The organism is Pseudomonas sp. TNT2022 ID642 (assembly GCF_028656995.1).
GTDB lineage: Bacteria > Pseudomonadota > Gammaproteobacteria > Pseudomonadales > Pseudomonadaceae > Aquipseudomonas.
Window position 1 is genome coordinate 189,838 of record NZ_JAMDGW010000001.1, and the last position, 26,645, is coordinate 216,482.

Annotated in this window: 27 protein-coding genes and 1 pseudogene; 14 read left to right on the forward strand and 14 right to left on the reverse strand. The window is 59.5% G+C overall.

All coding sequences use genetic code 11. The features are described from left to right. The first annotated feature begins 81 nt into the window (after positions 1-81). The 4 genes from moaC (at position 82) to M5G26_RS00860 (ending at position 2,328) form a co-directional block, all read left to right on the forward strand. Positions 82-555 carry a cyclic pyranopterin monophosphate synthase MoaC gene (gene moaC / locus M5G26_RS00845; RefSeq protein WP_016985015.1) on the forward strand — a complete coding sequence of 158 codons (474 nt, stop codon included), beginning with the start codon at positions 82-84 and terminating at the stop codon, positions 553-555. After that, complete coding sequence (gene moaD / locus M5G26_RS00850; RefSeq protein ID WP_134174740.1) at positions 552-794, forward strand: molybdopterin converting factor subunit 1; 243 nt, start codon at positions 552-554, stop codon at positions 792-794. Before moaC ends, moaD begins: the two co-directional genes overlap by 4 nt. 3 nt (positions 795-797) lie before the next feature. After that, on the forward strand, positions 798-1,250 hold the full coding sequence (gene moaE / locus M5G26_RS00855; RefSeq protein ID WP_038357637.1) for a molybdopterin synthase catalytic subunit MoaE: 453 nt from the start codon (positions 798-800) through the stop codon (positions 1,248-1,250). A gap of 301 nt (positions 1,251-1,551) precedes the next feature. After that, positions 1,552-2,328, forward strand: a complete 777-nt coding sequence (locus tag M5G26_RS00860) for an ABC transporter substrate-binding protein (protein ID WP_095112611.1) — start codon at positions 1,552-1,554, stop codon at positions 2,326-2,328. Positions 2,329-2,412: 84 nt separating this feature from the next. Here the strand turns inward: M5G26_RS00860 and M5G26_RS00865 are convergent, their stop codons facing one another. The 5 genes from M5G26_RS00865 to M5G26_RS00885 form a co-directional block, all read right to left on the reverse strand. Continuing rightward, the gene (locus M5G26_RS00865; RefSeq protein WP_007914317.1) at positions 2,413-3,039 is read right to left on the reverse strand and encodes a helix-turn-helix transcriptional regulator; all 627 of its coding nucleotides are present in this window, start codon (positions 3,037-3,039) and stop codon (positions 2,413-2,415) included. 93 nt (positions 3,040-3,132) lie between these two features. Further along, complete coding sequence (locus M5G26_RS00870; protein ID WP_273914223.1) at positions 3,133-4,260, reverse strand: NAD(P)/FAD-dependent oxidoreductase; 1,128 nt, start codon at positions 4,258-4,260, stop codon at positions 3,133-3,135. Positions 4,261-4,367: 107 nt separating this feature from the next. Next, positions 4,368-5,312, reverse strand: coding sequence for an ornithine cyclodeaminase family protein (locus tag M5G26_RS00875; protein ID WP_273914224.1), 945 nt, complete (start codon positions 5,310-5,312; stop codon positions 4,368-4,370). A 134-nt stretch (positions 5,313-5,446) separates the two neighbouring features. Beyond that, the gene (gene rhlB, locus M5G26_RS00880) at positions 5,447-6,925 is read right to left on the reverse strand and encodes an ATP-dependent RNA helicase RhlB (RefSeq protein ID WP_150691920.1); all 1,479 of its coding nucleotides are present in this window, start codon (positions 6,923-6,925) and stop codon (positions 5,447-5,449) included. A 97-nt stretch (positions 6,926-7,022) separates the two neighbouring features. Continuing rightward, entirely contained in the window at positions 7,023-7,679 is a 657-nt protein-coding gene (locus M5G26_RS00885; RefSeq protein ID WP_273914225.1) for an alpha/beta hydrolase, read from the reverse strand. 468 nt (positions 7,680-8,147) lie between these two features. Between M5G26_RS00885 and M5G26_RS00890 the strand changes: the two genes are divergently transcribed. The 4 genes from M5G26_RS00890 to M5G26_RS00905 all read left to right on the forward strand — a co-directional run bounded on the left by M5G26_RS00890 (position 8,148) and on the right by M5G26_RS00905 (position 12,308). Then, the gene (locus M5G26_RS00890) at positions 8,148-9,179 is read left to right on the forward strand and encodes an amino acid ABC transporter substrate-binding protein (protein ID WP_007914328.1); all 1,032 of its coding nucleotides are present in this window, start codon (positions 8,148-8,150) and stop codon (positions 9,177-9,179) included. A 66-nt stretch (positions 9,180-9,245) separates the two neighbouring features. Then, positions 9,246-10,427: an amino acid ABC transporter permease gene (locus tag M5G26_RS00895; protein ID WP_007914329.1), complete on the forward strand. Its 1,182-nt coding sequence runs from the start codon at positions 9,246-9,248 to the stop codon at positions 10,425-10,427. A 10-nt stretch (positions 10,428-10,437) separates the two neighbouring features. After that, on the forward strand, positions 10,438-11,532 hold the full coding sequence (locus M5G26_RS00900; protein ID WP_273914226.1) for an amino acid ABC transporter permease: 1,095 nt from the start codon (positions 10,438-10,440) through the stop codon (positions 11,530-11,532). A gap of 11 nt (positions 11,533-11,543) precedes the next feature. Continuing rightward, the gene (locus M5G26_RS00905; protein WP_038357653.1) at positions 11,544-12,308 is read left to right on the forward strand and encodes an amino acid ABC transporter ATP-binding protein; all 765 of its coding nucleotides are present in this window, start codon (positions 11,544-11,546) and stop codon (positions 12,306-12,308) included. 52 nt (positions 12,309-12,360) lie between these two features. Here the strand turns inward: M5G26_RS00905 and M5G26_RS00910 are convergent, their stop codons facing one another. Next, positions 12,361-12,846: a type II TA system antitoxin MqsA family protein gene (locus M5G26_RS00910; RefSeq protein WP_134174754.1), complete on the reverse strand. Its 486-nt coding sequence runs from the start codon at positions 12,844-12,846 to the stop codon at positions 12,361-12,363. Further along, positions 12,843-13,153: pseudogene (locus M5G26_RS00915) on the reverse strand (type II toxin-antitoxin system MqsR family toxin). Before M5G26_RS00915 ends, M5G26_RS00910 begins: the two are co-directional and overlap by 4 nt. A 166-nt stretch (positions 13,154-13,319) precedes the next feature. Between M5G26_RS00915 and M5G26_RS00920 the strand changes: the two are divergent. The 5 genes from M5G26_RS00920 to M5G26_RS00940 all read left to right on the forward strand — a co-directional run bounded on the left by M5G26_RS00920 (position 13,320) and on the right by M5G26_RS00940 (position 17,313). Beyond that, a complete protein-coding gene (locus tag M5G26_RS00920; protein ID WP_273914227.1) occupies positions 13,320-13,979 on the forward strand; it encodes a FadR/GntR family transcriptional regulator in 660 nt (219 codons plus the stop codon). Continuing rightward, a complete protein-coding gene (locus M5G26_RS00925) occupies positions 13,969-15,273 on the forward strand; it encodes a CynX/NimT family MFS transporter (protein ID WP_273914228.1) in 1,305 nt (434 codons plus the stop codon). Before M5G26_RS00920 ends, M5G26_RS00925 begins: the two co-directional genes overlap by 11 nt. Positions 15,274-15,480: 207 nt before the next feature. After that, on the forward strand, positions 15,481-15,951 hold the full coding sequence (locus M5G26_RS00930; protein ID WP_134174760.1) for a nuclear transport factor 2 family protein: 471 nt from the start codon (positions 15,481-15,483) through the stop codon (positions 15,949-15,951). A gap of 39 nt (positions 15,952-15,990) precedes the next feature. Further along, complete coding sequence (locus tag M5G26_RS00935; RefSeq protein ID WP_008083651.1) at positions 15,991-16,293, forward strand: GIY-YIG nuclease family protein; 303 nt, start codon at positions 15,991-15,993, stop codon at positions 16,291-16,293. An 84-nt stretch (positions 16,294-16,377) separates the two neighbouring features. Continuing rightward, positions 16,378-17,313 carry a glutathione S-transferase family protein gene (locus M5G26_RS00940; protein ID WP_273914229.1) on the forward strand — a complete coding sequence of 312 codons (936 nt, stop codon included), beginning with the start codon at positions 16,378-16,380 and terminating at the stop codon, positions 17,311-17,313. Positions 17,314-17,396: 83 nt separating this feature from the next. Here M5G26_RS00940 and M5G26_RS00945 read toward each other — a convergent pair whose 3' ends face one another. Next, on the reverse strand, positions 17,397-17,747 hold the full coding sequence (locus tag M5G26_RS00945) for a glutaredoxin family protein (protein WP_008083649.1): 351 nt from the start codon (positions 17,745-17,747) through the stop codon (positions 17,397-17,399). Continuing rightward, complete coding sequence (gene yejK / locus M5G26_RS00950) at positions 17,747-18,751, reverse strand: nucleoid-associated protein YejK (protein WP_273914230.1); 1,005 nt, start codon at positions 18,749-18,751, stop codon at positions 17,747-17,749. The genes M5G26_RS00945 and yejK overlap by 1 nt, the downstream gene beginning before the upstream one ends. Positions 18,752-19,237: 486 nt before the next feature. On the opposite strand from yejK, the gene M5G26_RS00955 reads away from it, so the two are divergent. Next, positions 19,238-19,519 carry an HU family DNA-binding protein gene (locus M5G26_RS00955; protein ID WP_003221909.1) on the forward strand — a complete coding sequence of 94 codons (282 nt, stop codon included), beginning with the start codon at positions 19,238-19,240 and terminating at the stop codon, positions 19,517-19,519. A gap of 197 nt (positions 19,520-19,716) precedes the next feature. On the opposite strand, the gene rlmF is transcribed toward M5G26_RS00955, so the two are convergent. From rlmF to M5G26_RS00980, 5 genes are all read right to left on the reverse strand, one after another. Then, positions 19,717-20,736 carry a 23S rRNA (adenine(1618)-N(6))-methyltransferase RlmF gene (gene rlmF / locus M5G26_RS00960; protein WP_007909052.1) on the reverse strand — a complete coding sequence of 340 codons (1,020 nt, stop codon included), beginning with the start codon at positions 20,734-20,736 and terminating at the stop codon, positions 19,717-19,719. Positions 20,737-20,960: 224 nt separating this feature from the next. After that, entirely contained in the window at positions 20,961-23,807 is a 2,847-nt protein-coding gene (locus tag M5G26_RS00965) for a valine--tRNA ligase (protein WP_273914232.1), read from the reverse strand. A gap of 194 nt (positions 23,808-24,001) precedes the next feature. Next, a complete protein-coding gene (locus tag M5G26_RS00970) occupies positions 24,002-24,397 on the reverse strand; it encodes a DNA polymerase III subunit chi (protein ID WP_134174766.1) in 396 nt (131 codons plus the stop codon). Between the two features lie 8 nt (positions 24,398-24,405). Next, a complete protein-coding gene (locus M5G26_RS00975) occupies positions 24,406-24,834 on the reverse strand; it encodes a DNA polymerase III subunit chi (protein WP_064118423.1) in 429 nt (142 codons plus the stop codon). 57 nt (positions 24,835-24,891) lie between these two features. Continuing rightward, the gene (locus M5G26_RS00980) at positions 24,892-26,382 is read right to left on the reverse strand and encodes a leucyl aminopeptidase (RefSeq protein WP_077571238.1); all 1,491 of its coding nucleotides are present in this window, start codon (positions 26,380-26,382) and stop codon (positions 24,892-24,894) included. Positions 26,383-26,645 lie beyond the last annotated feature (263 nt).

Sequence of the window (26,645 nt, forward strand, 5' to 3'; positions counted from 1 at the left end):
TACACGATGAACACCATATTCGTGCGTGCGGAAATTTGACCCGCAGGTTTACAATCCACGCTCCTGATCAGGAGTAATCCCGTGCTGACTCATCTCGATTCCCAAGGTCGCGCCAACATGGTCGACGTCACCGAAAAAGCTGTGACGTTCCGTGAAGCGACGGCCCAAGCGCTGGTGCGCATGCTCCCCGAAACGCTGCAGATGATCGTCAGCGGCGGCCATCCCAAGGGCGACGTGTTTGCCGTGGCGCGCATTGCCGGCATTCAAGCGGCGAAGAAAACCAGTGATCTGATTCCCCTGTGCCATCCGCTGATGCTCACCGGCGTCAAAGTCGAACTCAGTGCCGACGGTGAAGACACCGTACGCATCGTCGCCCGCTGCAAACTCTCCGGGCAGACCGGCGTCGAGATGGAAGCGCTGACCGCTGCCAGCGTCGCCGCCCTGACCATTTACGACATGTGTAAAGCCGTCGATCGCGGCATGACCATCGAAAGCGTGCGCCTGCTGGAGAAAGTCGGTGGCAAGAGCGGGCACTTTCAGGCGGAGCAGCCATGAACCTGACAGTGAAGTTTTTTGCCCGTTACCGTGAAGCGCTGGGTGTGGATTCGCTGAAGGTTGAGGGCGATTTCGCCACTGTTGACGACGTGCGTGCGCTGTTGGCGCAACGTGATGGCGCTGAAGTGCTGAGCGAGCAGAACCTGATGTGCGCACGCAACGAAGACCTCTGCCAGCTCGACGAGCCGGTGGTCGACGGCGACGAAGTGGCGTTTTTCCCTACCGTGACCGGAGGCTGAGCCATGGCGATTCGCGTGCAGGCCACGCCGTTCGATCCGGGCGCTGAAGTCAACGCGATGCACGCGGCCAATGTCGGCGTCGGCGCGGTGGTGAGTTTTGTCGGCTACGTGCGCGACTTCAACGACGGACTGGATGTAGCGGGGATGTTCCTCGAGCACTATCCGGGCATGACCGAAAAAGCCCTCGGCAAGATTGCCATCGAAGCCGAACAGCGCTGGCCACTGTTGAAGCTGGAAGTGCTGCACCGCATCGGCGCGCTGGAACCGGGCGAGCCGATCGTGTTCGTCGGCGCCGCCAGTGCCCATCGCCAGGCTGCCTTCGATGCCTGCGCCTTCGTCATGGACTACCTGAAAACCCGCGCACCGTTCTGGAAGAAGGAAAACACCAGCGACGGGCCGCGATGGGTTGAAGGGCGGGACAGTGATCATGCCGCCGCGGATCGCTGGAAGAAATAAGTTCTCTAGAGCCTTCCAATCCGCCATCGCTGGCAAGCCAGCTCCCACAGGGTTTTGCGTCGTGCACATATTTTTGTGCACCACTGAAACTGTGGGAGCTGGCTTGCCAGCGATGAGGCCATCTGCAACAGCAAAAAACGCGCAGGCACTCTCTTCTCGCGGATTGACGGCTTGTACCTATAAGTCCAATATGGATTTCCAAGTACAAAAAAACAGCTTCAGTCTTGCCGCTCGTAGCGCCCCGCTAGCAGCTGCTCTTCTTCATCTTGCCAAACCAACAACAACCCGCGAGAGAACGAACATGAAGAAACTCCCCCTCATCACCGGTCTGGCCTTCAGCCTGTTGGCCTCCGCCAGCGTGTTCGCCGCTGAGCAAACCCTGCGCATCGGTATCGAAGCCGCTTACCCGCCATTCGCCTCGAAAACCGATAAAGGTGAAATAGTCGGTTTCGATTACGACATCGGCAACGCCCTGTGCGCGCAGATGAAGGTCAAGTGTGTGTGGGTCGAAGGTGAGTTCGACGGTCTGATTCCTTCGCTGAAAGTGAAGAAGATCGACATGGCGCTGTCATCGATGACCATCAACGAAGACCGCAAGAAGTCGGTGGATTTCACCCACAAGTACTACTTCACTTCGTCACGACTGGTGATGAAGGAAGGCGCCACCGTCGACGATCAATACGCCAGCCTCAAGGGCAAGAATGTCGGCGTGCAGCGTGCGACCACGACCGATCGTTATGCCACTGAGGTGTTCGAGCCGAAGGGCATCAACGTCAAGCGCTACAGCAACAACGAAGAGATCTACATGGACCTGGCGGCGGGACGGCTCGATGCGATTTTTGCCGACACCATTCCGCTGAATGATTTCCTGTCGATGCCGCGTGGCAAGGGTTACGCGTTTGTCGGGCCTGAGTTGAAGGATCCCAAATACGTGGGCGAGGGTGCGGGGATTGCGGTGCGCAAGGGCAATGCCGAACTGGTCAGCCAGTTGAATGGCGCCATTGATGGCATTCGCGCGAGTGGCGAGTACCAGAAGATTTCCGAGAAGTATTTCAAGTCCGATATCTACGGCGACTGATAGAAAAGATCGCAGCCTTCGGCAGCTCCTACAGGGGAATGCGTGCTCCTGTAGGAGCTGCCGCAGGCTGCGATCTTTTGATCTTCAGCCCTTCAGCTCTTTCAAATGTTTGTACACCGTCGCCCGCCCCATGTTCAGCACATTGGCCACATAGTTCGAGGCGCTCTTGCCCTTGAACGCACCCTCGGCGTGCAGCGCCAGCACCAGTTCACGCTTGTGATCGCGAGTCAGCACATTCAGGCTCAGTTGCCGCTCGCGCAGCCAGGCGTGGAGGAAGGTGTTGATGCGTTCCTGCCAGTCATCGCGAAACAGTGAATCCGGTTGCGGTATCAGTTTGCTCGGTGAGAGGAACAGGTCCAGCGCTGCCTTGGCATTCTCGAACAGCGAAATATTCAGATTGATGCACAGCACCGCCAGCGGCAGGCCTTCGCTGTCGCGCAGGACGCTGCTCAGGCTGCGAATCTTCTGGCCGTCCCAATTGAGCTTTTCGTACGGACCGATATTGCGGTCACTGACATCCTCGCTGAGCATGTCCTCCAGTGAGGAGTCGTCACCGATTTCACGCTTGGACAGGTTGTTGGCGATGTAATCGACCTTCTGCGTACGCAGGTCGTGCAGCACCACTTCGGCGTGGGGAAAGAACAGTGTGGCGATGGCATCGGCGATGGCACGGAAGTTATCCAGCGCCGGGTCGAATTCAGGGGCGGTCATGACAGTGGAGCTCCAGGCAGCGTCAACGCCCCCGTGATCAGGAGGCGGTGCGAGTGTGCCGCAATCCGTTGGGCGCGTCATCCGGGCGGACGTTCAGGCGAGGCGGGCAGGGGAGAGCATGGCGCTGCTCAGGCCGAAGTCACGCAAGTGCTCGGGCAAAGGCTCGCCGCGCACCAATGCCGCGCTGGCCTGGCCCATGGCTGGCGAAGTCTGGATGCCATAACCACCTTGCGCCGCGACCCAGAACAGCCCCGGCACCTGCTGATCGAAACCACTGAGCAGATCACCGTCGGCGACGAAACTGCGCAGGCCGGCCCAGGTGCGGGTCGGGCGGCGGATGGTCAGCGTCGTGGCTTCTTCGATCTGGTAAATGCCCATGGCGATGTCCAGTTCTTCCGGCTGCACATCGTGGGGTTCAACCGGGTCGGCGTTGGCGGGCGAGCCGAGGAACATGCCGGCGTCAGGCTTCATATAGAAGGATTCGTCGAGGCTGACCAGCATCGGCCAGTGATGGATATCGACGCCTTCGGGGCCGGCGAAGATGAATGCGGCGCGGCGTTTCGGTTGCAGGCCCAGCGGCTTGGCGCCGGCCAGTGCGCCGATCTTGTCGGCCCAGGCCCCGGCGGCGTTGATGATCACGGGGGCGCTAAAGGTCTGGCCGTTGGTCTGCACGTGCCAATGGCCTTCGGCATCGCGGCTCAGGCCGAGCACTTCGCAATCGGTGTGCACTTCGCCGTTGTTGCGGCGGATTCCGCGCAGGTAACCCTGATGCAAGGCATCGGTGTCGATGTCGCTGGCGCTCGGGTCGTAGATCGCGCCGTGGACTTTTTCCCGACGCAGGATCGGCAGTCGCGCACAGGCTTCGTCGGCGCTGAGCAGTTGCATCTGCGGCACGGTGGCTTTGGCGCTGAGGTATTGGTTGTTCAGTTCGGCAGCGTCGCCGGTGAAATCCACGGTCATTTCGCCGCGCGGGGTCAGCAGTGGGTGTTCGCAGAAACCGGCAGGCGGATGGTCGAAAAACTCACGACTGGCCTGGGTCAGCGCGCGTACTTGCGGTGTGCCGTACGCCGCGGTGAACAGCGCGGCGGAGCGGCCGGTGGAGTGATAGGCCGGGTGGGATTCACGTTCGAGCACGATCACTTTGCCGTGCGGCGACAGCCAGAAACCGGTGGAAGCGCCGGCAATCCCGCCGCCGATGATGATGAAATCTGCCTGGCTCATGGAAAAACTCCAAAATTATCGGGGTTCTCTGGGGATCTGTCATTGGCATTAAAACACCCGAACAAAAGAGCGCTGCCTTCGGCAGCTCCTACAGGGGATTGGTGGTGTTAGTGGGTTAAGTGATAAATCGCATTGGCGAGGGCGATGTCTTCCAGGCCCAGGCCGATTGAACGGAAGAACACGTGACGGTTGTAACCCGGGCGCTGGACTTTCTCGCTGAGCAAGTCGGCGAGGTCACCAACAATCGAATCCTTGCTCCAGCCATGCTGTTCCGCGGCAATCAACATCTCACCCGCCGACCCCGGCGTGGTCAGACGATAGTCGCAGAACACCTGCATGTCGTTGAGGCTCTGCGGCGGGACTTCGTGGGCGCGTGGGGCGTTGGTGCTGATCGAGGTGATCAGGGCCGGCTTGCTCAATGTGTCCGGATCGATCACCGGCCCTGCGGACGAGGTGCAGAGCATGATCACGTCAGCCTCGGCGAGGGCGGCTTCGCGGCTGTCAGCGATCTTCAGATTGGGCGTGATGGCTTTCAACAGGGATTGGGTTTGCGCGTCGGCGGACAAGCTCGGCGAGTACAAACTGATGCTCTGCCAGTCACGCAGCGACCTGACGTAATGCAAATGCGCCTGGGCAACCTTGCCGCTGCCGATGATTGCCAGTCGCGTGGCATTCACCGGAGCGAGGGCGTCGACCGCCACGGCCGTGGTCGCGGCGGTGCGCGCGGTGGTCAGTTCACCCGCATCGCAGAGCAGCAGCGGTTGACCGGTTTTCATCGACATCAACAAGGTCCATGCCGTCACCAGCGCACCTTGCTCGCGAACGATGTACGGCGAAGTCTTTACGCCGTACACGCCGTCCTCAGCCAGCACACCCAGATAATTGATGAAGTCGCCGGCACCTTGGGGGAATTCCACCAATTGTTGCGCCGGTTGCACAGCATTACCCGCCGCAAGATCCCGGAACAGCTTGCGCAGGATCTGCGGCACATCGATGCGCGCCAGCAGCTCGCGGGCCTGATGTTGATCGATCACGTAGGGCGTACTGGACATGTCTGGCTCCGGAGTCTGCATTTAAACTAATTTGTCCATTATGGACTTTTAGTTTTCTCTCGCAAGCATCTGAACAAATGCCAGGCAAAAAAAAGCGCAGTCCGTTGCCGGCTGCGCTTTTTTGATCGCGTCGCTTACTGCGGACGCTTGCGCTCAACCGCGCGCAACAGATGCGTCGGCGGCGTTTCACAGCTGATCTTGCGACCGAGCTTCTCTTCGATGGACGGCAACTGGTAGGAGTCGTCCTCACCGGCGAAGCTGATCGACACGCCATCGGCGCCAGCACGACCGGTCCGGCCGATGCGGTGCACGTAGTCGTCCGGGACTTCCGGCAGGGTGAAGTTGATCACGTGGCTGATGCCGTCGATGTGGATGCCGCGACCGGCCACATCGGTGGCGACCAGCACGCGAATCTTGCCTTCGCGGAAACCTTCCAGGGTCTTGATGCGCTTGTGCTGCGGCACATCGCCGGACAGTTGCGCGGCGTTGATGCCGTCGCGCACCAGACGCTCTTCGATGCGACGCACTTCGTCTTTGCGGTTGGCAAACACGATCACGCGTTCCCAGCCGTTATCGTTGACCAGGTTGTAGAGCAGTTTGTATTTGTCGGCACCGGCCACCGCATAGATGTGCTGCTCGACGTTTTCGTTGGCCACGTTGGTGATTTCGATTTCGACGATCGCAGGATCGGTGGTCCACTGCTTGGCGAGGTTCATCACGTCTTCGGTGAAGGTCGCGGAGAACAGCAAGGTCTGGCGCTCGGACTTCGGCGGCGTCTGGCGAATGATCTGGCGTACTTGAGGGATGAAGCCCATGTCGAGCATGCGGTCGGCTTCGTCCAGCACCATCACTTCGACCATGTCCAGATGCACGTCGCCGCGCTGGTTGAAGTCGAGCAGGCGGCCCGGGGTAGCGACAAGAATGTCGCAGTGGCGCGCTTCGAGGTGCTTGAGCTGCTTGTCGAAGTCCATGCCGCCGACGAACGTCATGACGTTGAGGCCGGTGTACTTGGTCAGGTCAGCGGCGTCCTTGGCGATCTGCACCACCAGCTCACGGGTCGGCGCGATGATCAGCGCACGGGGTTCGCCCATGTAGCGTTCTTTCGGCGGCGGCGTTTGCAACAGCTGGGTGATGATCGAGATCAGGAACGCGGCGGTTTTACCGGTGCCGGTCTGTGCGCGGCCGATGGCGTCTTTGCCAGCGAGGGTGAAACCCAGCACCTGCGCCTGGATCGGCGTGCAATAAGGAAAGCCCAGGTCCTGAATGGCGTGCATCAGTTCTGGAGACAGCTTGAAATCGTGGAAGCGGGTTTTGCCTTCCTGTGGCTCGACGACGAAATCTTCGAGTTTCCACGGAATAACCGGCGCCTTGGGCTTCGGTTCGCGGCGCGGTCTGGCCGGTTTCGGCGTTTCGCTGCGGGCAGGTTCGGCGGCGATTGACGCGGCCGGTGCCGGTTGCGGTTCTGCCTTCGGTGCCGCTACGTGAGCGGGGCGGTCGGCCTGGGGCGCATCGTTGCGATGACCGGGGGCGTGCGACGGCGCACTGGGAACTGGCGCGAGCTGCTCAGCCTCGCTTTTACCGAACATTTTCTTGAGTGCTTTGAGCACGGTCATCTCATCAATTGGTTAAGGAATGTACGCCGGCCAGTGTAATGCAAGAAACGGGCGCGGCGTAGGGGGAGGGATCAAAGGGCGATTTTAATCTCGACGCTTAGCGCAGACGTTCGCTCAACCAGACGCCGATATCGCGAATTTCCTCGGGTAACACTTCGTGCTCCATTGGGTATTCCTGCCATGTCACGGTGACACCATGCTTCAGCAAATGCTCGTAGGCGCTGCGGCCCATCGAGTTCTGCACCACGCCATCGAACTGGCCGTGCAGACACAGCGCCGGAATTCGCTGCTGACTGGCTGAAAGCTGCATGTCATCGCTGAACGTCGGCGCATACGTCGACAGAGCAAGTACGCCACCCAGTGCGCCTTGCCATTTCACAAAAGCGGTGTGCAGAACGACAGCGCCACCCTGGGAAAAACCGGCAAGGAAAATCCGCGAGGCGTCTATTCCGCTGGCGCGCTCGTTTTCGATCAATTCGATGATGCGATCCGCCGACGCTTCCAGCTGGTCAAGGTCAATCGCCCGCGCCGGGCTCATGGCTTTAATGTCGTACCAGCTCGGCATGGCATATCCGCCATTTATCGTCACTGGAAGTGTGGGCGCCTGCGGCAGCACGAAGCGTGTGCTGAGCAGGCTTTCCTGCAACGCTTCGGCCACCGGCAAGAAATCGTAGCGATCGGCGCCGAGGCCGTGCAGCCAGATCACGCAGGCGTCTGCGGGCTTAACAGGCTGAAGAATCAAGGGCTCGGTCATGTCTGCTCCAAATATGTGCGGGCGCTCTCATTGAGTGCGTGATTCGAGTGCGCGCCCGGTTGATCCGTTAAGAAGATGTCGCAAGGTTACAAGTTTTGCTATTGACCTGTCGCCGAATCGATTCCGCGACAGGTGTGGTACGGGCTTTGCTATGGAAGGTTCTGTACGAAGCATCCTACGCGTGGCGGTAACACTATCAGTGTACGACCCGCGACGGGATGACAAAGAATCCGGTGATGGATGTTCGCCAATGGCCGCTACGGGCTCAGCGAACGTGAAAGGGCTACAGCCCGTTCGGCCGATTGGTGAGAAGTGAGTTGTCCATGATGTGGATTTTCTCCTACTAGACTCATAGCGAAGGTCTTACGTCGGTTGACCCCAAAAAAAGCCAACACGGGTCAACAACGCCTCAAAAGGGTGCGACTGGACTCAAGCTCCGACACAACAAGAGCAAAACTGGAGGTTTGAATGAAGATGTTGAAATCCACCCTGGCCATCGTGACTGCAGCAACAGTACTCGGTGTCAGCGGGTTCGCTCAGGCGGGTGCAACCCTGGATGCAGTGCAGAAGAAAGGTTTCGTGCAGTGTGGCGTGAGCGACGGTCTGCCGGGCTTCTCGGTACCGGACGCTACCGGCAAGATCCTCGGGATCGACGCTGACGTCTGCCGCGCTGTGGCCGCTGCCGTATTCGGCGACGCGACCAAGGTCAAGTTCAGTCAGTTGAACGCCAAAGAGCGCTTCACCGCGCTGCAATCGGGCGAGATCGACATCCTGTCGCGCAACACCACCATGACCAGTTCGCGTGACGCGGGCATGGGCCTGAAATTCCCGGGCTTCATTACCTACTACGACGGCATCGGCTTCCTGGTGAACAACAAGCTGGGCGTGAAAAGCGCCAAAGAGCTGGACGGTGCAACCATCTGCATCCAGGCCGGTACCACCACCGAGCTGAACGTTTCCGACTACTTCCGTGGCAACGGTCTGAAATACACCCCGATCACTTTCGACACCTCCGATGAAAGCGCCAAGTCGCTGGAATCCGGTCGTTGCGACGTGCTGACCTCCGACAAGTCCCAGCTGTTCGCCCAGCGCTCCAAGCTGGCATCGCCGAAGGACTACGTGGTTCTGCCGGAAACCATTTCCAAAGAACCGCTGGGCCCGGTCGTGCGTAATGGCGACGACGAGTGGCTGGCCATCGTGCGTTGGGTTGGCTACGCGCTGCTCAACACCGAAGAAGCCGGCATCACGTCGAAGAACGTCGAAGCTGAAGCCAAGTCGACCAAGAACCCGGACGTGGCCCGTATGCTCGGCGCTGACGGCGAGTACGGCAAAGACCTGAAACTGCCGAAAGACTGGGTGGTGCAGATCGTCAAACAAGTCGGCAACTACGGCGAAATCTTCGAGAAAAACCTCGGCAAGAGCACTCCGCTGGAAATCGACCGCGGCTTGAACGCCCTGTGGAACAACGGCGGCATTCAGTACGCACCACCAGTGCGCTAATGGTTCTATCGCCCGGCGGGCCAACCGCCGGGTGATGTTCTTGTTCCATTTTTTCCGGGGCACTTCATGCAAAATTCAATCGGCGCACCAAAGCAGAGGCTCAGCCTCAGCGATCCACGAGTGCGTGCGTGGCTATTTCAGATCATCACCGTTGTGGCGGTGGTCTCGCTGGGCTGGTACCTGTTCGACAACACGCAAACCAACCTTCAGCACCGGGGCATTACCTCCGGTTTCGGCTTTCTGGAGCGCAGTGCCGGGTTCGGCATCGCTCAACACCTGATCGACTACACCGAAGCGGACAGCTATGCCCGCGTCTTTGTCATCGGCCTGCTCAACACCTTGTTGGTGACCGTCATCGGCGTGGTTCTGGCGACGATCCTCGGTTTCATCATCGGTGTAGCGCGGCTGTCGCAGAACTGGATCATCAGCAAACTGGCGACTGTGTATGTGGAAGTGTTCCGCAACATTCCGCCGCTGCTGCAAATCCTGTTCTGGTACTTCGCGGTTTTCCTGACCATGCCGGGGCCGCGCAACAGCCATAACTTCGGCGACACTTTCTTCGTCAGCAGCCGTGGCCTGAACATGCCGGCCGCGCTGGCGGCTGATGGTTTCTGGGCGTTCGTGATCAGCATCGTGGTGGCCATCGTCGGCATCGTGCTGATGACCCGCTGGGCCAACAAGCGCTTTGAAGAAACCGGCGTGCCGTTCCACAAGTTCTGGGTCGGTCTGGCGATTCTGCTGGTGATCCCGACCTTGTGCGCACTGATCTTCGGCGCTCCGCTGCATTGGGAAATGCCTGAGCTCAAAGGCTTCAACTTTGTTGGCGGCTGGGTGCTGATCCCGGAACTGCTCGCCTTGACTCTGGCCCTGACGGTGTACACCGCGGCGTTTATCGCCGAGATCGTGCGCTCCGGGATCAAGTCGGTCAGCCACGGCCAGACCGAAGCGGCGCGTTCGCTCGGCCTGCGCAACGGCCCGACCCTGCGCAAGGTGATCATTCCGCAAGCCCTGCGCGTGATCATTCCGCCGCTGACCAGCCAATACCTCAACCTGGCGAAGAACTCCTCGCTGGCAGCCGGTATCGGTTACCCGGAAATGGTTTCGCTGTTCGCCGGCACCGTGCTTAACCAGACCGGTCAGGCGATCGAAGTGATTGCCATCACCATGAGCGTGTACCTGGCGATCAGTATCAGCATTTCCCTGCTGATGAACTGGTACAACAAGCGCATTGCGCTGATCGAGCGGTAAGGAAAAGCGCATGAGTACTCATACTTTCAAACCCGACATGCCCCCACCGAACAGCAGCATCGGCGTGGTGGCGTGGATGCGCGCGAACATGTTCTCCAGCTGGCTCAACACCCTGCTGACGCTGTTTGCGTTTTACCTGATTTATCTCGTGGTGCCACCGATCCTCAGTTGGGCGATTGTCGATGCCAACTGGGTCGGCACCACCCGCGCCGACTGCACCAAGGAGGGCGCCTGCTGGGTGTTCATTCAGCAGCGTTTCGGCCAGTTCATGTACGGCTACTACCCGACGGAACTGCGCTGGCGTGTCGACCTGACCGTGTGGCTGGCGGTGATCGGCGCGGCGCCATTGTTCATCTCGCGCGTGCCGCGTAAAGCGGTGTACGGGCTGAGCTTTCTGGTGCTGTACCCGATCATTGCCTTCACCCTGCTGCACGGCGGTTTCGGTCTGACCCCGGTAGCAACCAGCCAGTGGGGCGGCCTGATGCTGACCCTGGTGATCGCCACCGTCGGTATCGCCGGTGCTTTGCCGCTGGGGATTGTGCTGGCGCTGGGTCGTCGCTCGAACATGCCGGCAATTCGTGTGGTCTGCGTGACCTTTATCGAATTCTGGCGCGGCGTGCCGTTGATCACGGTGCTGTTCATGTCTTCGGTGATGCTGCCGCTGTTCCTGCCTGAAGGCATGAACTTCGACAAGCTGCTGCGGGCGCTGATCGGCGTGATCCTGTTCCAGTCGGCCTATGTCGCCGAAGTGGTGCGCGGCGGTCTGCAAGCGATCCCTAAAGGTCAGTACGAAGCGGCGGCGGCGATGGGCCTCGGTTACTGGCGCTCGATGGGCCTGGTGATTCTGCCGCAAGCCCTGAAGCTGGTCATTCCCGGCATCGTCAACACCTTCATTGCGCTGTTCAAGGACACCAGTCTGGTGATCATCATCGGCCTGTTTGATCTGCTCAACAGCGTCAAGCAAGCCGCTGCCGATCCGAAATGGCTGGGCATGGCCACCGAAGGCTACGTGTTCGCCGCCCTGGTGTTCTGGATTTTCTGTTTTGGTATGTCGCGCTATTCCATGCATCTGGAACGCAAGCTCGACACTGGCCACAAGCGTTAGGAGTTCTGTAAATGAGTGAAGCAATCAAAAAGCCTGCAGGTCCTGAAGGCATTATTCAGATGCAGGGCGTCAACAAGTGGTACGGCCAGTTCCACGTGCTCAAAGACATCAACCTCAACGTCAAACAGGGCGAGCGTATCGTCCTGTGCGGGCCGTCGGGTTCCGGCAAGTCGACAACGATTCGTTGCCTCAATCGTCTGGAAGAACACCAGCAGGGCCGCATCGTCGTCGACGGCGTGGAACTGACCAACGACCTCAAGCAGATCGAAGCGATCCGCCGTGAAGTCGGCATGGTGTTCCAGCATTTCAACCTGTTCCCGCACCTGACCATTTTGCAGAACTGCACCCTGGCACCGATGTGGGTGCGCAAGATGCCCAAGCGCAAGGCCGAGGAAATCGCCATGCACTACCTGGAACGCGTACGCATTCCGGAGCAGGCGCATAAATTCCCGGGGCAACTGTCCGGCGGTCAGCAACAGCGTGTGGCGATCGCCCGAGCCCTGTGCATGAAGCCGAAAATCATGCTCTTCGATGAGCCGACTTCAGCGCTCGATCCGGAGATGGTGAAGGAAGTGCTCGACACCATGATCGGTCTGGCTGAAGACGGCATGACCATGCTGTGCGTGACTCACGAAATGGGCTTTGCCCGCACCGTGGCGAACCGCGTGATCTTCATGGATAAAGGTGAAATCGTTGAGCAGGCGGCGCCGAATGACTTCTTCGATAATCCGCAGAATGAGCGGACGAAGTTGTTCTTGAGTCAGATTTTGCATTGATGGTTTGTGTGTAAAAACAACCCGGCCTTGTGCCGGGTTTGTTTTTTGTGGGTCAGGAGGCGGTGAGAGGTTCTTGTTCTTTGTGCTCAGTGAACTTGAATGCGCCTCTTAAATCAGCCCCTTCAGCCAAGACTCTCGCGTCGGCAAGCAAGTGTGGATAGCGATCCAGCAGACGCATAAGCAGCATCAATGCTTTCGGCGGAAGTACCTCGCCGCGCTCGTATCGTGAAAATGCGTTGTGCCCGCCCCCTGAAAGCAATTGCACCGTTTCCTTTTGCGTCAGGTGCAGTTTGCGACGGATCTTTTTCATTTCGTCACCTACCATTTTTCTACAGGCGATAACGAGTTCATCGCATGCGTCGGAATATCGCTGCCCGCACTCATCGTCCAATTCGACCTCACCGCACTTCTGGCACTCCCAGCCCGACAAATCGTCGATCCGACGCTCCATTCCCTTGGCGCTCACGGTTTCGCCTCGACCCTTGAAATGCACCATGCCTTCCGGAGCGCCGCAACTGACACACTGCTGCGTATTCATGAATGGTTCTCCTTGAAAGAGATCACGGGTGGGCGCCTGTCGTAGTGATATGACACCTTGATGTAAATCTCCAAACCATGTGATTGGATGTGATAGACGTCTTGCCAAATACGGTGATCGTCATAAGTCGTCATCGATTTGTACAACATGCCGCGCTGCAGCTTGAGAACGATTTCTTGCACTCTTCGAGAGTGAGTTTGAGTGCAGTGCCCGTTTTTCTTGTCGTGTGCGTGAAAGCCCTCCAGCCAAGTCGCCTGACATCCGCCTTGATCACCGCCAAGTCGTAATGGGGTGTGTTCTTTTCCATAAGAAACCAAAACCCTGTCCCTGAAATTACCCTTAAAGGGTAATTTTCACCAATCGAAAATACCGCTTCATGTGTCTCCGGTTGACCCTAGGTGGTTGCCGTCCTACACGGGTCTGACTAACATGCCAGGAAATTCATCCTATGATTGGATGAAAGGGCGAATCCTATGTCAGACATTTCTCCACTCATTAAACGATCCCTGGTCGATCAGGCCTTGGATCAACTCCGTCAGCGCATCAACAGCGGCGCCTGGCGGGTTGGCGAGCGGTTGCCGACCGAACCCGAGCTCTGCGCCGAGCTGGGCATCAGCCGCAACACCGTGCGCGAAGCCATGCGCGTGCTGGCGTTTTCCGGACTTATCGAAATTCGCCAGGGCGACGGCAGTTATTTGCGCGCGGTGGTCGATCCGCTCGATACGCTAAAGGCGTTGTCACGCTGCTCGCTGGAGCAGGCACGGGAAACCCGGCACATCCTCGAAGTCGAGGCCATCGGCTTGGCAGCGCTACGCCGCACCGACGAAGACCTCGTCGCATTGCGCGAGGCGCTCGGCACCAGCGGCACTCACTACCACGGCGATCTCGACACCTACATCGCCTGCGATCTGGTGTTCCACCGTCGCTTGGTCGACGCCGCGCACAACCCGACCCTCAGCGAGTTGTATCGCTATTTCTCCAGCATCGTCGGCGCGCAGTTGCGCCAGACGCTGAACATCGTCCCGCGCCGTCAGGAAGTGTTCGACCTGCACATCGCGTTGCTCGATGCGGTCGAGCAACGCGACCCGGAACGGGCCAAAGCCTTGTCGAGGCAGTTGATCAATGAACCTTGAAACCGAGAAAACCATGTCCCGCAGTAAGATATCCACAGCCCCGAAGCGCACGGCAGAGCTTGAAGAACTGCTGATCGACGCCGAGGCCGATGACGAACAAGTGCAACAAAGCCATCCGCTGGTGCGCCGGCCGTGGCTGTTGCTGCTGGGGCTGATTCTGGTGGCGCTGAACTTGCGTCCGGCGTTGTCGAGCATGGCGCCGTTGCTCAGCGATGTGTCGAAAAGTCTTGGCTTGTCGGCGGCCCAGGCCGGTTTGCTGACCACACTGCCGGTGTTGTGCCTCGGTTTGTTCGCACCACTGGCGCCGATTCTGGCGCGGCGTTTTGGCGCTGAGCGGGTGGTGCTGGGGATTCTGCTGACACTGGCAGGCGGAATCATTTTGCGCAGCAACTTTGGCGAGATCGGCTTGTTCGCCGGTAGCGTATTGGGCGGCGCGAGCATTGGCATCATCGGTGTTCTGCTGCCGGGGATCGTCAAACGCGATTTCGCTAAACATGCCGGCACCATGACCGGCGTCTACACCATGGCGCTGTGTCTGGGCGCGGCGATGGCAGCGGGTTCCAGTGTGCCGCTCAGTGAGCACTTCGGTGGTAGCTGGGCGATGGGCCTGGGCTTCTGGGTCATTCCGGCGTTGGTTGCGGCGGTGTTCTGGTTGCCGCAAGTCGGGCAGAAGCATGGCGCGCACAACGTCGCCTATCGCGTTCGCGGGTTATTACGTGATCCGCTGGCCTGGCAGGTGACCTTGTACATGGGCCTGCAATCGTCGCTGGCCTACATCGTGTTCGGCTGGTTGCCGTCGATCCTGATCGGTCGTGGCCTGACGCCGACGCAGGCCGGTCTGGTGTTGTCCGGTTCGGTGATCATTCAACTGGCCAGCTCGTTGGCTGCGCCGTGGCTGGCGACGCGTGGCAAGGATCAGCGTCTGGCCATCGTCGTGGTCATGGCGCTGACCCTCGGCGGTCTGTTCGGCTGCCTGTATGCGCCGATCGAAGGGCTTTGGGGCTGGGCTATCTTGCTGGGTCTGGGGCAGGGCGGTACGTTCAGTCTGGCGTTGACGTTGATTGTGCTGCGTTCGCGGGATTCACATGTCGCGGCGAACCTGTCGAGCATGTCTCAGGGCTTCGGCTACACGCTGGCGTCGATGGGGCCGTTTGCGGTCGGCGTGGTGCATGACTGGACCGGCGGCTGGAATGCCGTGGGCTGGATCTTCGGCATCATTGGTACAGGCGCGATCATCGCCGGGCTTGGCGCCGGGCGTGCGCTGTACGTGCAAGTGCAAAGCGAGAAGATCTAAACACCGCTTATGACTGTGGGAGCGAGCCTGCTCGCGAAGGCCATTGAACATTCAACATCTGTGTTGGCTGACACTCCGCTTTCGCGAGCAGGCTCGCTCCCACATTGGTTTCGTGTGTTGCCGGTATTCGTTCTGCGAATGCCGATAGTGTTTCTGCGCATTGCAGATTATCGTGCTGGCAATCTGTACCTATCTTGGAGATTGCCCATGAGCGAAGCCCACGCCGCGTTGATCACCCGCTTCTACCAGGCCTTCCAGCGCCTGGACGCCGAAGCCATGGCCGCCTGCTACACCGACGACATCGTATTCAGCGACCCGGCCTTCGGTGAGCTGCGCGGGCGCGATGCCGGCGACATGTGGCGCATGCTCACCACCCGCGCCAAAGACTTCTCGCTGACCTTCGACAACGTTCGCGCCGACGAGCGCAGCGGCGGCGCGCATTGGGTCGCGACTTATCTGTTCAGCCAGACCGGCAACATCGTCATCAACGATATCCAGGCCCGCTTCGTGTTCCGTGACGGCAAGATCTGCGAGCACCACGACCACTTTGACCTGTGGCGCTGGTCGCGTCAGGCGCTGGGTTTCAAGGGCCTGCTGCTGGGCTGGACACCGCTGGTGCGCAACGCCGTACGCGCTCAGGCATTGAAGGGACTGAAGGCATTTCAGGCCGGTCGCTGATAAGATCGCCGCATGTTTCCTACACGTCTTAATCCCGAAGTGACCAGCCTTAGCGAAAAATCTGTCGATGTGGCCGAACCGGTGAGCAAGTCCTGGTTCGTCTACCTCGTTCGCGCCGCCAATGGTTCGTTGTACTGCGGGATCAGCGATGACCCGGTGCGTCGTTTCGCCAAGCATCAAAGCGGCAAAGGCGCACGGTTCTTCCTCTCCAGCCCGGCGATGGCGCTGGTCTACACCGAACTGTGTCGCGACAAGAGCGATGCGTTGCGCCAGGAACGGTTAATCAAAAAACTCAGGAAGAGCGCCAAGGAATGTCTGGTAGCGTCTTATCAATCTGACTGATTGGTTCCCATCAGGCAGATCTGTAGGCTGCTAAGCAAATGCACGCTAAGCTGCTGGCTCACTATCTGAGCGGCGGAGCCGAGCATGTCCGAGTTGATTCTGCATCACTACCCGACCTCCCCATTTGCCGAGAAGGCCCGTCTGCTACTGGGCTTCAAAGGCTTGTCGTGGCGCTCGGTGCATATTTCGCCGGTGATGCCGAAACCGGATCTGACCGCCCTCACTGGCGGCTATCGCAAAACCCCGGTGCTGCAGATTGGCGCTGATATCTATTGCGACACATCTTTAATCGCCCGTCGCCTGGAGCAGGAAAAGGCCTTGCCGGCGTTCTTTCCCGAGGGCCAGGAATTCACCGCAGCGAGTTTTGCCACATGGGCTGATTCGGTGGTGTTCCAGCATGCCGTTAGTCTGGTGTTCCAACCGGAATCGGTGGCGGTGCGTTTTGCCAAGTTACCGCCGGAAGCGATCAAAGCTTTTATCGCCGACCGCGCCGGTCTGTTCAGTGGTGGCAGCGCCACGCGTTTGTCTGCCGAACAGGCCAAGCATCAATGGCCGACGATCATGGCCCGCCTTGAGCAGCAGTTGCAGCGCGAACAGGGCGACTACCTGTTCGGCGAGCCGTCGATTGCCGACTTCGCGCTGGCGCATCCGCTGTGGTTCCTCAAGGCCACTCACGTCACTGCACCGCTGGTGGATGAGTATCCGGCTATCTCGGCCTGGTTGGGCCGAGTGCTGGGCTTTGGCCATGGCGCAGCCAGTGCGATGACGTCGGAAGAGGCGCTTGAGGTTGCACGCAACGCGACACCGGCGGCATTGCCGGATGAGCAGTTTGTTGATCCGAACGGCTTCAAGGCTGGCCAGCAAGTGGCGATTGCCGCGACGGATTATGGAGTTGATCCGGTGGTGGGGGAGTTGCTGTTTGCCGGCAGTGAAGAGCTGATCATTCGTCGTGAAGACGAGCGCGGTGGCGTGGTGCATGTGCACTTCCCGCGTTTTGGTTTCCGCATCGAAGCCCGCTAAAAGCAAAAGATCGCAGCCTGCGGCAGCTCCTACACAAATCTCATGTAGGAGCTGCCGCAGGCTGCGATCTTTTGATCTTGTTGTTACTTCAGGGCGGCGAGGATTTCGTCCGGGTCAAAACCGCGAATCAACGTGCCATTCACGTCAATCAGCGGAATCCCGCGCCCACCCAATGCCTCATACGCCTTGCGCGCTTCGGCATCCTTCTCGATATCGAACTCCTTGAACGCAATCCCTTTGCTGTCGAGAAAACGTTTGGTCTGCTTGCAGTAGCCGCACCAGTCGGTGGCGTAGAGCACGACATTCGCCTGCGCGCGTGTCTGCTCTGCAACCATCTGCGACGGATTGAACACCCGCTCGATCTTGCCCCAGTTCTGATAGACCACGACCACCAGCAGAACCAGCGCCACCTTCTTCAGCACATTGCCGAGCATCAGTTGCGCCGCTTCAGCTGATCGGTCAGCGACGTTGGCAGGCCTTTGATTACCAAGGTCCCAGCTTCTTCGTCGTACTCGATCTTCGAACCCAGCAGGTGCGCTTCAAAGCTGATCGACAGGCCTTCGGCGCGTCCGGTGAAGCGGCGGAACTGGTTGAGGGTGCGTTTGTCCGCCGGAATTTCCGGCGACAGGCCGTAGTCCTTGTTGCGGATGTGATCGTAGAAGGCTTTCGGGCGCTCCTCGTCGATCAGCTCCGAGAGTTCTTCCAGACCCATCGGCTCGCCGAGTTTGGCCTGGCTGCTGGCGTAATCCACCAAGGTCTTGGTCTTTTCGCGGGCGGATTCTTCCGGCAGGTCTTCGCTTTCTACGAAGTCGCTGAAAGCCTTGAGCAGCGTGCGCGTCTCGCCCGGGCCGTCGACGCCTTCCTGGCAGCCGATGAAGTCGCGGAAGTATTCCGAAACCTTTTTACCGTTCTTGCCCTTGATGAACGAGATGTACTGCTTGGATTGCTTGTTGTTCTGCCACTCGGAAACGTTGATCCGCGCCGCCAGATGCAATTGGCCGAGGTCGAGGTGGCGCGACGGGGTCACGTCCAGCTCATCGGTCACTGCCACGCCTTCGCTGTGGTGCAGCAGGGCGATCGCCAGGTAATCGGTCATGCCTTGTTGATAGTGAGCGAACAGCACGTGTCCGCCGACCGACAGATTCGACTCTTCCATCAGTTTTTGCAGATGTTCGACCGCGACTTTGCTGAACGCGGTGAAATCCTTGCTGCCTTCCATGTATTCCTTCAGCCAGCCGCTGAACGGGAACGCGCCGGATTCCGGATGGAACAGGCCCCAGGCTTTGCCCTGTTTGGCGTTATAGCTCTCGTTGAGGTCGGCGAGCATGTTCTCGATGGCTGCAGACTCGGCCAGTTCCGTGTCACGGGCGTGCAGAACTGCGGGTGTGCCGTCGGGTTTTTTGTCGATCAGGTGGACGATGCAATGACGGATCGGCATGGGCTTCTCGGCTGTTGGAAGGGAGGAGGGCAGGCTCCCCCGAAAAAGCGCTAAGTGTACCCGAATCTCCGGTCGAGACTCTCCGTAGGAGCTGCCGAAGGCTGCGATCTTTTGAACTTGTTTTCTTGAAAAGCCAGATCAAAAGATCGCAGCCTTCGGCAGCTCCTACAGGGGGTTGTAGGGCAAAACCGGGGCGCGCACTGACGCATATGCAGTTTTTTACCGATTTAGCGCAATAAAGCTGACCAAATGGGTAGCTAGAGGCGGATATTTCCCCGTCTCTGTGCTAGTTTTGCCCGGTCTTACGCGAAGTCACTGCGTTAAGCGTGCAATCAGCATTTGTCAGGTCGAACCAAACCCTGATTTCGGTATCTATAACCCGACTCGTCGTGGTTATCGCCGAGGGTGCCAGATCCAGAAGATCGGGCTCGATGGCTGACACTGCACTCTGCAATCCATATGAATTTGATAGGGAAGGAACACTACATGGCTCTTACTAAAGACCAACTGATCGCCGACATCGCTGAAGCTATCGACGCGCCGAAAACCACCGCGCGTAACGCTCTGGACCAACTGGGCCAAATCGTTGCCGATCAGCTGGAAAACGGCGGCGAAATCACCTTGCCAGGTATCGGCAAGCTGAAAGTGACCGAGCGTCCTGCCCGCACTGGCCGTAACCCTTCGACTGGCGCTGCCATCGAAATCCCTGCGAAGAAAGTGATCAAGCTGGTTGTGGCCAAAGGCCTGACCGACGCTGTGAACAAGTAAGACGCTGCGAAAAAAAACCGTGCTCCGGAGCGATCCGGGCACGGTTTTTTTGTGTCTGCGATTTGGCGAGGAATAACACCGCCTTGTAGGAGCTGTCGAGTGAAACGAGGCTGCGATCTTTTGATCTTGTTCTTCACAGGATCAAGATCAAAAGATCGCAGCGTGCCGCAGCTCCTACAGGGGCATCTGCGCAGCTATCAGCGAACCCAGCGCTCGCGGCGCCAGATCTGCTGCTCGGACTTGGTCTGGAAAGTCCAGGCGACGAAACGGCTTTGCTTCTGGCCCTGAGACATCTCCACGACCTGACTCTCCAGCACGCCGGCCTTTTTCAGCGCGGTTTCGATGGCCGGCAGGTTCGACGCTTTCGACACCAAGGTGCTGAACCACAGCACCTTATGCTGAAAGTTCGCGCTCTCGGCGATCAGTTGCGTCACGAATCGCGCTTCGCCACCTTCACACCACAGCTCTGCCGACTGCCCGCCGAAGTTCAACACTGGCAGTTTGCGTTTCGGGTCGGCCTTGCCCAGTGCGCGCCATTTGCGCTCGCTGCCCTTGGTCGCTTCGTCCATCGAGGCGTGGAACGGCGGATTGCACATGGTCAGGTCAAAGCGCTCGCCCGGCTCCAGCAAGCCGATCAGGATGTGCTTGCGGTTTTCCTGCTGGCGCAGCTGGATCACCTTGCTCAGATCGTTGGACTGGACGATGGCTTTGGCTGCGGCCACGGCGGTCGGATCGATCTCCGAACCGAGGAAGTGCCAGCGGTATTCGCTGTTACCGATCAGCGGATACACGCAGTTGGCACCCATGCCGATGTCCAGCACGTTGACGATCGCGCCGCGCGGGACCTTGCCGTCGTTCATGCTGGCCAGCAGGTCAGCGAGGAAGTGCACATAATCGGCACGGCCCGGTACTGGTGGGCAGAGGTAGTCCGCCGGAATGTCCCAATGCTGGATGCCATAAAACGACTTGAGCAGCGCCCGGTTGAACACGCGTACCGCGTCGGGGCTGGCGAAGTCGATGCTTTCCTTGCCGTACGGGTTGGTGATCACGAACTTCGCCAGTTCCGGCGTGGTCTTGATCAGCGCCGGGAAGTCGTAACGACCCTGGTGGCGATTGCGCGGGTGCAGGCTGGCCTTTTCACGCGGCTCGACGGTTTTGGCCGGGGTCGCGGAGTCAGGCTTCTTGCGCGCAGGTTTGGGTGTGCGGGGGGCGTTCATGGGCGTGGTCGATTCGGGTATGGCTGAAAGTGGCGGGTATTGTCCCACATTGATGGGCCATGCGCCGAACCCATGTAGGAGCTGCCGAAGGCTGCGATCTTTTGATCTTGTTTTTCAAGAGCAGGATCAAAAGATCGCAGCCTTCGGCAGCTCCTACAGGGGAAATGTGGTGGGCATAAAAAAGGGAGGCCATCGGGGCCTCCCTTTTTCATTGCGATTTGCCCTTACAGGCTGGCAATCCGCGCGTGCTGCTCGGCCAGTTTGCCCAAGGCTTGTTCCGCCTCGGCCAATTTGGCGCGTTCCTTCTCGATGACTTCGGCCGGGGCCTTGTCGACGAAACCGGCGTTGGACAGTTTGCCGCCAACGCGCTGGACTTCGCCCTGCAGACGCAGGATTTCCTTGTCCAGGCGTGCCAGTTCGGCACCCTTGTCGATCAGGCCGGCCATCGGCACCAGCACTTCCATCTCGCCAACCAGTGCGGTGGCGGACAGCGGTGCTTCTTCGCCAGCCTTCAGAACAGTGATCGATTCCAGACGCGCCAGTTTCTTCAGCAGCGCTTCGTTCTCGGTCAGACGGCGCTGGTCTTCAGCGCTGACGTTCTTCAAGTAGATCGGCAACGGCTTGCCCGGGCCGATGTTCATTTCGCCACGGATGTTACGCGTGCCGAGCATCAGTTCCTTGAGCCATTCGATATCGTCTTCGGCGGCCGGATCAATGCGCTCTTCGTTGGCCACTGGCCACGCTTGCAGCATGATCGTCTTGCCCTGAATACCGGCCAGCGGCGCAATGCGCTGCCAGATTTCTTCAGTGATGAACGGCATGAACGGATGCGCCAGACGCAGCGCCACTTCCAGTACGCGAACCAGCGTACGGCGGGTGCCGCGCTGACGTTCAACCGGTGCGTTCTCGTCCCACAGCACAGGCTTGGACAGTTCCAGGTACCAGTCGCAGTACTGGTTCCAGATGAATTCGTACAGCGCTTGCGCGGCGAGGTCGAACCGGAACTGATCGAGTTGACGGGTCACTTCGGCTTCGGTGCGTTGCAGCTGCGAGATGATCCAGCGATCGGCCAGCGACAGCTCGTAGGCTTCGCCGTTCTGGCCGCAGTCTTCGCCCTTGTCCAGAACATAGCGCGCTGCGTTCCAGATCTTGTTGCAGAAGTTGCGATAGCCTTCAACGCGGCCCATGTCGAACTTGATGTCGCGACCGGTCGAGGCCAGCGAGCAGAAGGTGAAGCGCAGGGCGTCGGTGCCGTAGCTGGCGATGCCGTCGGCGAACTCGTCGCGGGTCTGCTTCTCGATCTTCTTCGCCAGTTTCGGCTGCATCATGCCGGAAGTGCGCTTCTGCACCAGTTCTTCCAGTTCGATACCGTCGATGATGTCCAGCGGGTCAAGGACGTTGCCCTTGGACTTGGACATCTTCTGGCCCTGGCCATCGCGCACCAGGCCGTGCACGTAAACGGTCTTGAACGGCACTTGCGGGGTGCCGTCCTCGTTTTTGATCAGGTGCATGGTCAGCATGATCATCCGGGCAACCCAGAAGAAAATGATGTCGAAGCCCGTCACCAGTACGTCGGTGGAGTGGAATTTCTTCAGAAACTCGGTCTGCTCAGGCCAGCCGAGGGTGGAGAAGGTCCACAGGCCGGAGCTGAACCAGGTGTCGAGTACGTCGTTGTCCTGCAGCAGGGCAACGTCCGGACCGAGGTTGTGCTTGGCACGCACTTCGGCTTCGTCGCGACCGACGTAGACCTTGCCCGACTCGTCGTACCAGGCCGGAATCCGGTGGCCCCACCACAGCTGACGGCTGATGCACCAGTCCTGGATGTCGCGCATCCACGAGAAGTACATGTTTTCGTACTGCTTCGGCACGAACTGGATACGACCGTCTTCAACCGCGGCAATCGCAGGCTCGGCCAAAGGCTTGGTCGACACGTACCACTGGTCGGTCAACCACGGCTCGATGATGGTGCCGGAGCGATCGCCTTTCGGTACTTTCAGGCCGTGGTCGTTGACGCTGACCAGCAGGCCGGCGGCGTCGAACGCAGCAACGATTTGCTTACGCGCTTCAAAACGCTCGAGACCGGCGTACTCAGCTGGAATCGCGCCGTCGATGCTGTCGTTGAGCGTGCCGTCGAGGTTGAACACCTGGGCTGCCGGCAGCACGTTGGCATTCTTGTCGAAGATGTTCAGCAGCGGCAGGTTGTGGCGCTTGCCGACTTCGTAGTCGTTGAAATCGTGGGCCGGGGTGATTTTCACGCAACCGGTGCCGAATTCAGGATCGCAGTAATCGTCGGCGATGATCGGGATGCGGCGGCCAACCAGTGGCAGCTCGACAAACTTGCCGATCAGGGCCTGGTAGCGCTCATCGTTCGGGTTCACCGCAACGGCGGAGTCGCCGAGCATGGTTTCCGGACGGGTGGTCGCGACGATCAGGAAATCGTTGCCTTCAGCGGTTTTCACGCCGTCAGCCAGCGGGTACTTCAGGTTCCACAGGAAACCTTTCTCGTCGTGGTTTTCCACTTCGAGGTCGGAAATCGCCGTGTGCAGCTTGGTGTCCCAGTTGACCAGACGCTTGCCGCGATAGATCAGACCGTCTTCGTGCAGGCGCACGAACGCTTCTTTAACCGCTTCCGAGAGGCCGTCGTCCATGGTGAAGCGCTCGCGGCTCCAGTCAACGGACGAGCCGAGGCGGCGGATCTGACGGCTGATGTTGCCGCCGGACTGATCCTTCCATTCCCAGACTTTCTCGAGGAATTTTTCGCGGCCCAGATCGTGGCGATTCTGGCCCTGGGCTTCGAGTTGACGCTCCACCAGCATCTGCGTGGCGATACCGGCGTGGTCGGTGCCCGGCTGCCACAGGGTGTTGCGACCCTGCATGCGGCGGAAACGGATCAGGGCGTCCATGATCGCGTTGTTGAAACCGTGACCCATGTGCAAGCTGCCGGTGACGTTCGGCGGCGGGATCATGATGGTGTAGGAGTCGCCCGCGCCTTGCGGGGCGAAGTAGTTCTCGGACTCCCAGGTGTTGTACCAGGAAGTTTCAATGGCGTGCGGCTGGTAGGTCTTATCCATGCGCGGCGGGACCCTATTGGCATTTATTCAGGAAAAGCCGGGAAGTATAGCGGGGCATGGGGCCGAGGGCGAGCGGGGCGGGCCGGATGGAGATCTAAATGTAGGAGCTGCCGCAGGCTGCGATCTTTTGATCTTGTCTTTAAAAAACAAAGGTCAAAAGATCGCAGCCTGCGGCAGCTCCTACACGGGGTGCGTTATTCGTACTGGCTGAGCAGCCGTTCCATCCGTGCATCGAGGCGGCGTTTGATTTCGGTTTCGATGTGCGGCGCGAAGTCGTCGATCACGTCCTGCATGATCAATTGCGCGGCGGCGCGCAGTTCGCTGTCGAGGTGGAGCAGGGCGTCCGGGCCTTTGGCGGCGGTCGCAGCCGGGGGGGCGGCGGGTGTCGGGGCTGGCGCGGGTGGTGGTTCGACAGCGGCCGGCTCGTTGCCAACCGAATCGAACAACATCGGAATCTGTTCCTGTTCGCCATCGTCGACCGTATCGGTCAACAGAGGTGGTTGCAGGTTGTCATCGCCGAGCAACTGGCGGATCGATTCAAGATCGTCCAGCAGGTGAGTTGGCTTTTGCTGCGGTTTCGGAGTGTCCATTGGAATGCTCAGAGTCGCTGTAAACGGTGATCTTGCAGAGGATAGCCCTGTTCGCGGTAGAAACGGAAACTCTCCCGCGCGGCCGCTCGAATCGTCGGGTCCTCGACCACCACTTCCGCCACTCGGGCGAATTTGTTGGCGAAGGCCGGGACTTTCAGGTCGAGATTGACCAGTAAATCCTGATGCTGACCGCAGTCGTCACCCAGGCCCAAAACAATCAAACCGTCCGGCTCACTGTCGGCAGGGCCATGCGGCACGAACGTTTCGCCCTTGAATGCCCACAGGCGCGCATCGAGATCGTCGCGCTGAGCTGCATCGCTGCAATGCAGGTAGATGCGGTGCCCCATGCGCCAGGCTTTCTCGGTGAGCTTGCAGGCAAAGTCCAGGCGAGCCGACGGATCGGCGCTGGGCAGGATATAGAAGTCGACTTTGGTCATTGCGGTTCCAGAGCAGCAGGCGGCGTCACCCGAAAGTGACGCCGCCCATCAGCGGGTTCAGGCTTTGGCACGATCCAGCAGGTACTGGGTCAGCAGCGGTACTGGACGGCCAGTGGCGCCCTTGTCCTTGCCGCCGCTGGTCCATGCGGTGCCCGCGATGTCCAGGTGCGCCCAGTTGAGGTTCTTGGTGAAGCGCGACAGGAAGCATGCAGCCGTGATGGTGCCGGCTTTCGGCCCGCCAATGTTGGCGATGTCGGCGAACGGGCTGTCCAGTTGTTCCTGGTACTCGTCGAACAGCGGCAATTGCCAGGCGCGGTCGTCAGCGGCTTTACCGGCGCTGAGCAGTTGGTCGATCAGTTCGTCATTGTTGCCCAGCAGGCCCGAGGTGTGCGCGCCCAGTGCAACGACGCATGCGCCGGTCAGGGTGGCGATGTCGATCACGGCTTGTGGCTTGAAGCGCTCGGAGTAGGTCAGCGCATCGCAAAGCACCAGACGGCCTTCGGCGTCGGTGTTGAGGATTTCCACGGTCTGGCCGCTCATGGTGGTGACGATGTCGCCCGGACGGGTCGCGTTGCCGCTCGGCATGTTTTCCGCGCAAGCGAGGATGCACACCAGATTGATCGGCAGTTTCAGCTCAAGCACGGCGCGCAGGGTGCCGAACACGGAGGCAGCGCCGCCCATGTCGTATTTCATTTCGTCCATGCCGGCGCCTGGCTTCAGGCTGATGCCGCCGGTGTCGAAGGTGATGCCTTTACCGACCAGTGCGTACGGCTTTTCGGATTTCTTGCCGCCGTTGTATTGCATGACGATCAGGCGCGGCGGCTGCTCGCTGCCCTGGCCGACGGCGTAGAACGAGCCCATGCCCAGGGATTTGATCTTCTTCTCGTCGAGGACTTCGACTTTCAGATCCTTGAACTCTTTGCCGAGGTTCTTCGCTTGTTCGCCGAGGAAGGTCGGGTGGCAGATGTTCGGCGGCAGGTTGCCCAGATCGCGGGTGAAGGCCATACCATTGGCAATCGCGGTCGCGTGGTTCACGGCGCGTTGCACTTCGGCCTGGGCGGCCTTGATGGTCAGCAGGGTGATTTTCTTCAGGGCGCGCGGTTCGGCTTTCTGGCTCTTGAACTGGTCGAAGGTGTATTCGCCATCGACCAGGGTTTCTGCCAGCAGACGGGTTTTGCCGTAGCTGTCGCGGTTTTTGACAATAACTTCATCCAGCGCCAGCACGGCGTCGCTGCCGCCCAGACCCTTCAGGGTGTTGAGGATGCCGGCCACGATTTTACGGAACGGACGGTCGCCCAGTTCTTCATCCTTGCCCACACCGACCAGCAGCACGCGCTCGGCTTTCAGGTTCGGCAGGCTGTGCAGCAGCAGGCTTTGACCGACTTTACCAGCCAGGTCGCCACGCTTGAGTACGGCGCTGATCGCGCCACCGCTCAGTTCGTCGACCTGTTTGGCGGCGACGCCGAGTTTGCGGCCTTCGCCGACAGCAACCACCAGGGTGGCGGTTTTCAACGTTTCTGGGCTAACGCTTTTTACAACCAGTTCCATGTCCGGATCCCTGAATGAATGGTCAACACGCAGGCGTTCGACGGTGTCCGCAGTCGCCTGCTTATAGATAGAAGAGGCGCAGGCCAAAGCCTGCGACAAGGGCCGCAGTTTGAACCCCGCTCCCCGCACCTGACAACCCTAGGGGGCGTTCTCAATTGGTTTTCACACCGCGTTGTCGCCTTAAAGCCAGCCAGGCAAGGCGCAGGCCGCTGGGAATGGTTGTTCCCTTTCCAATGCCTGCAACGCAGACTGGCCGGCTTTAA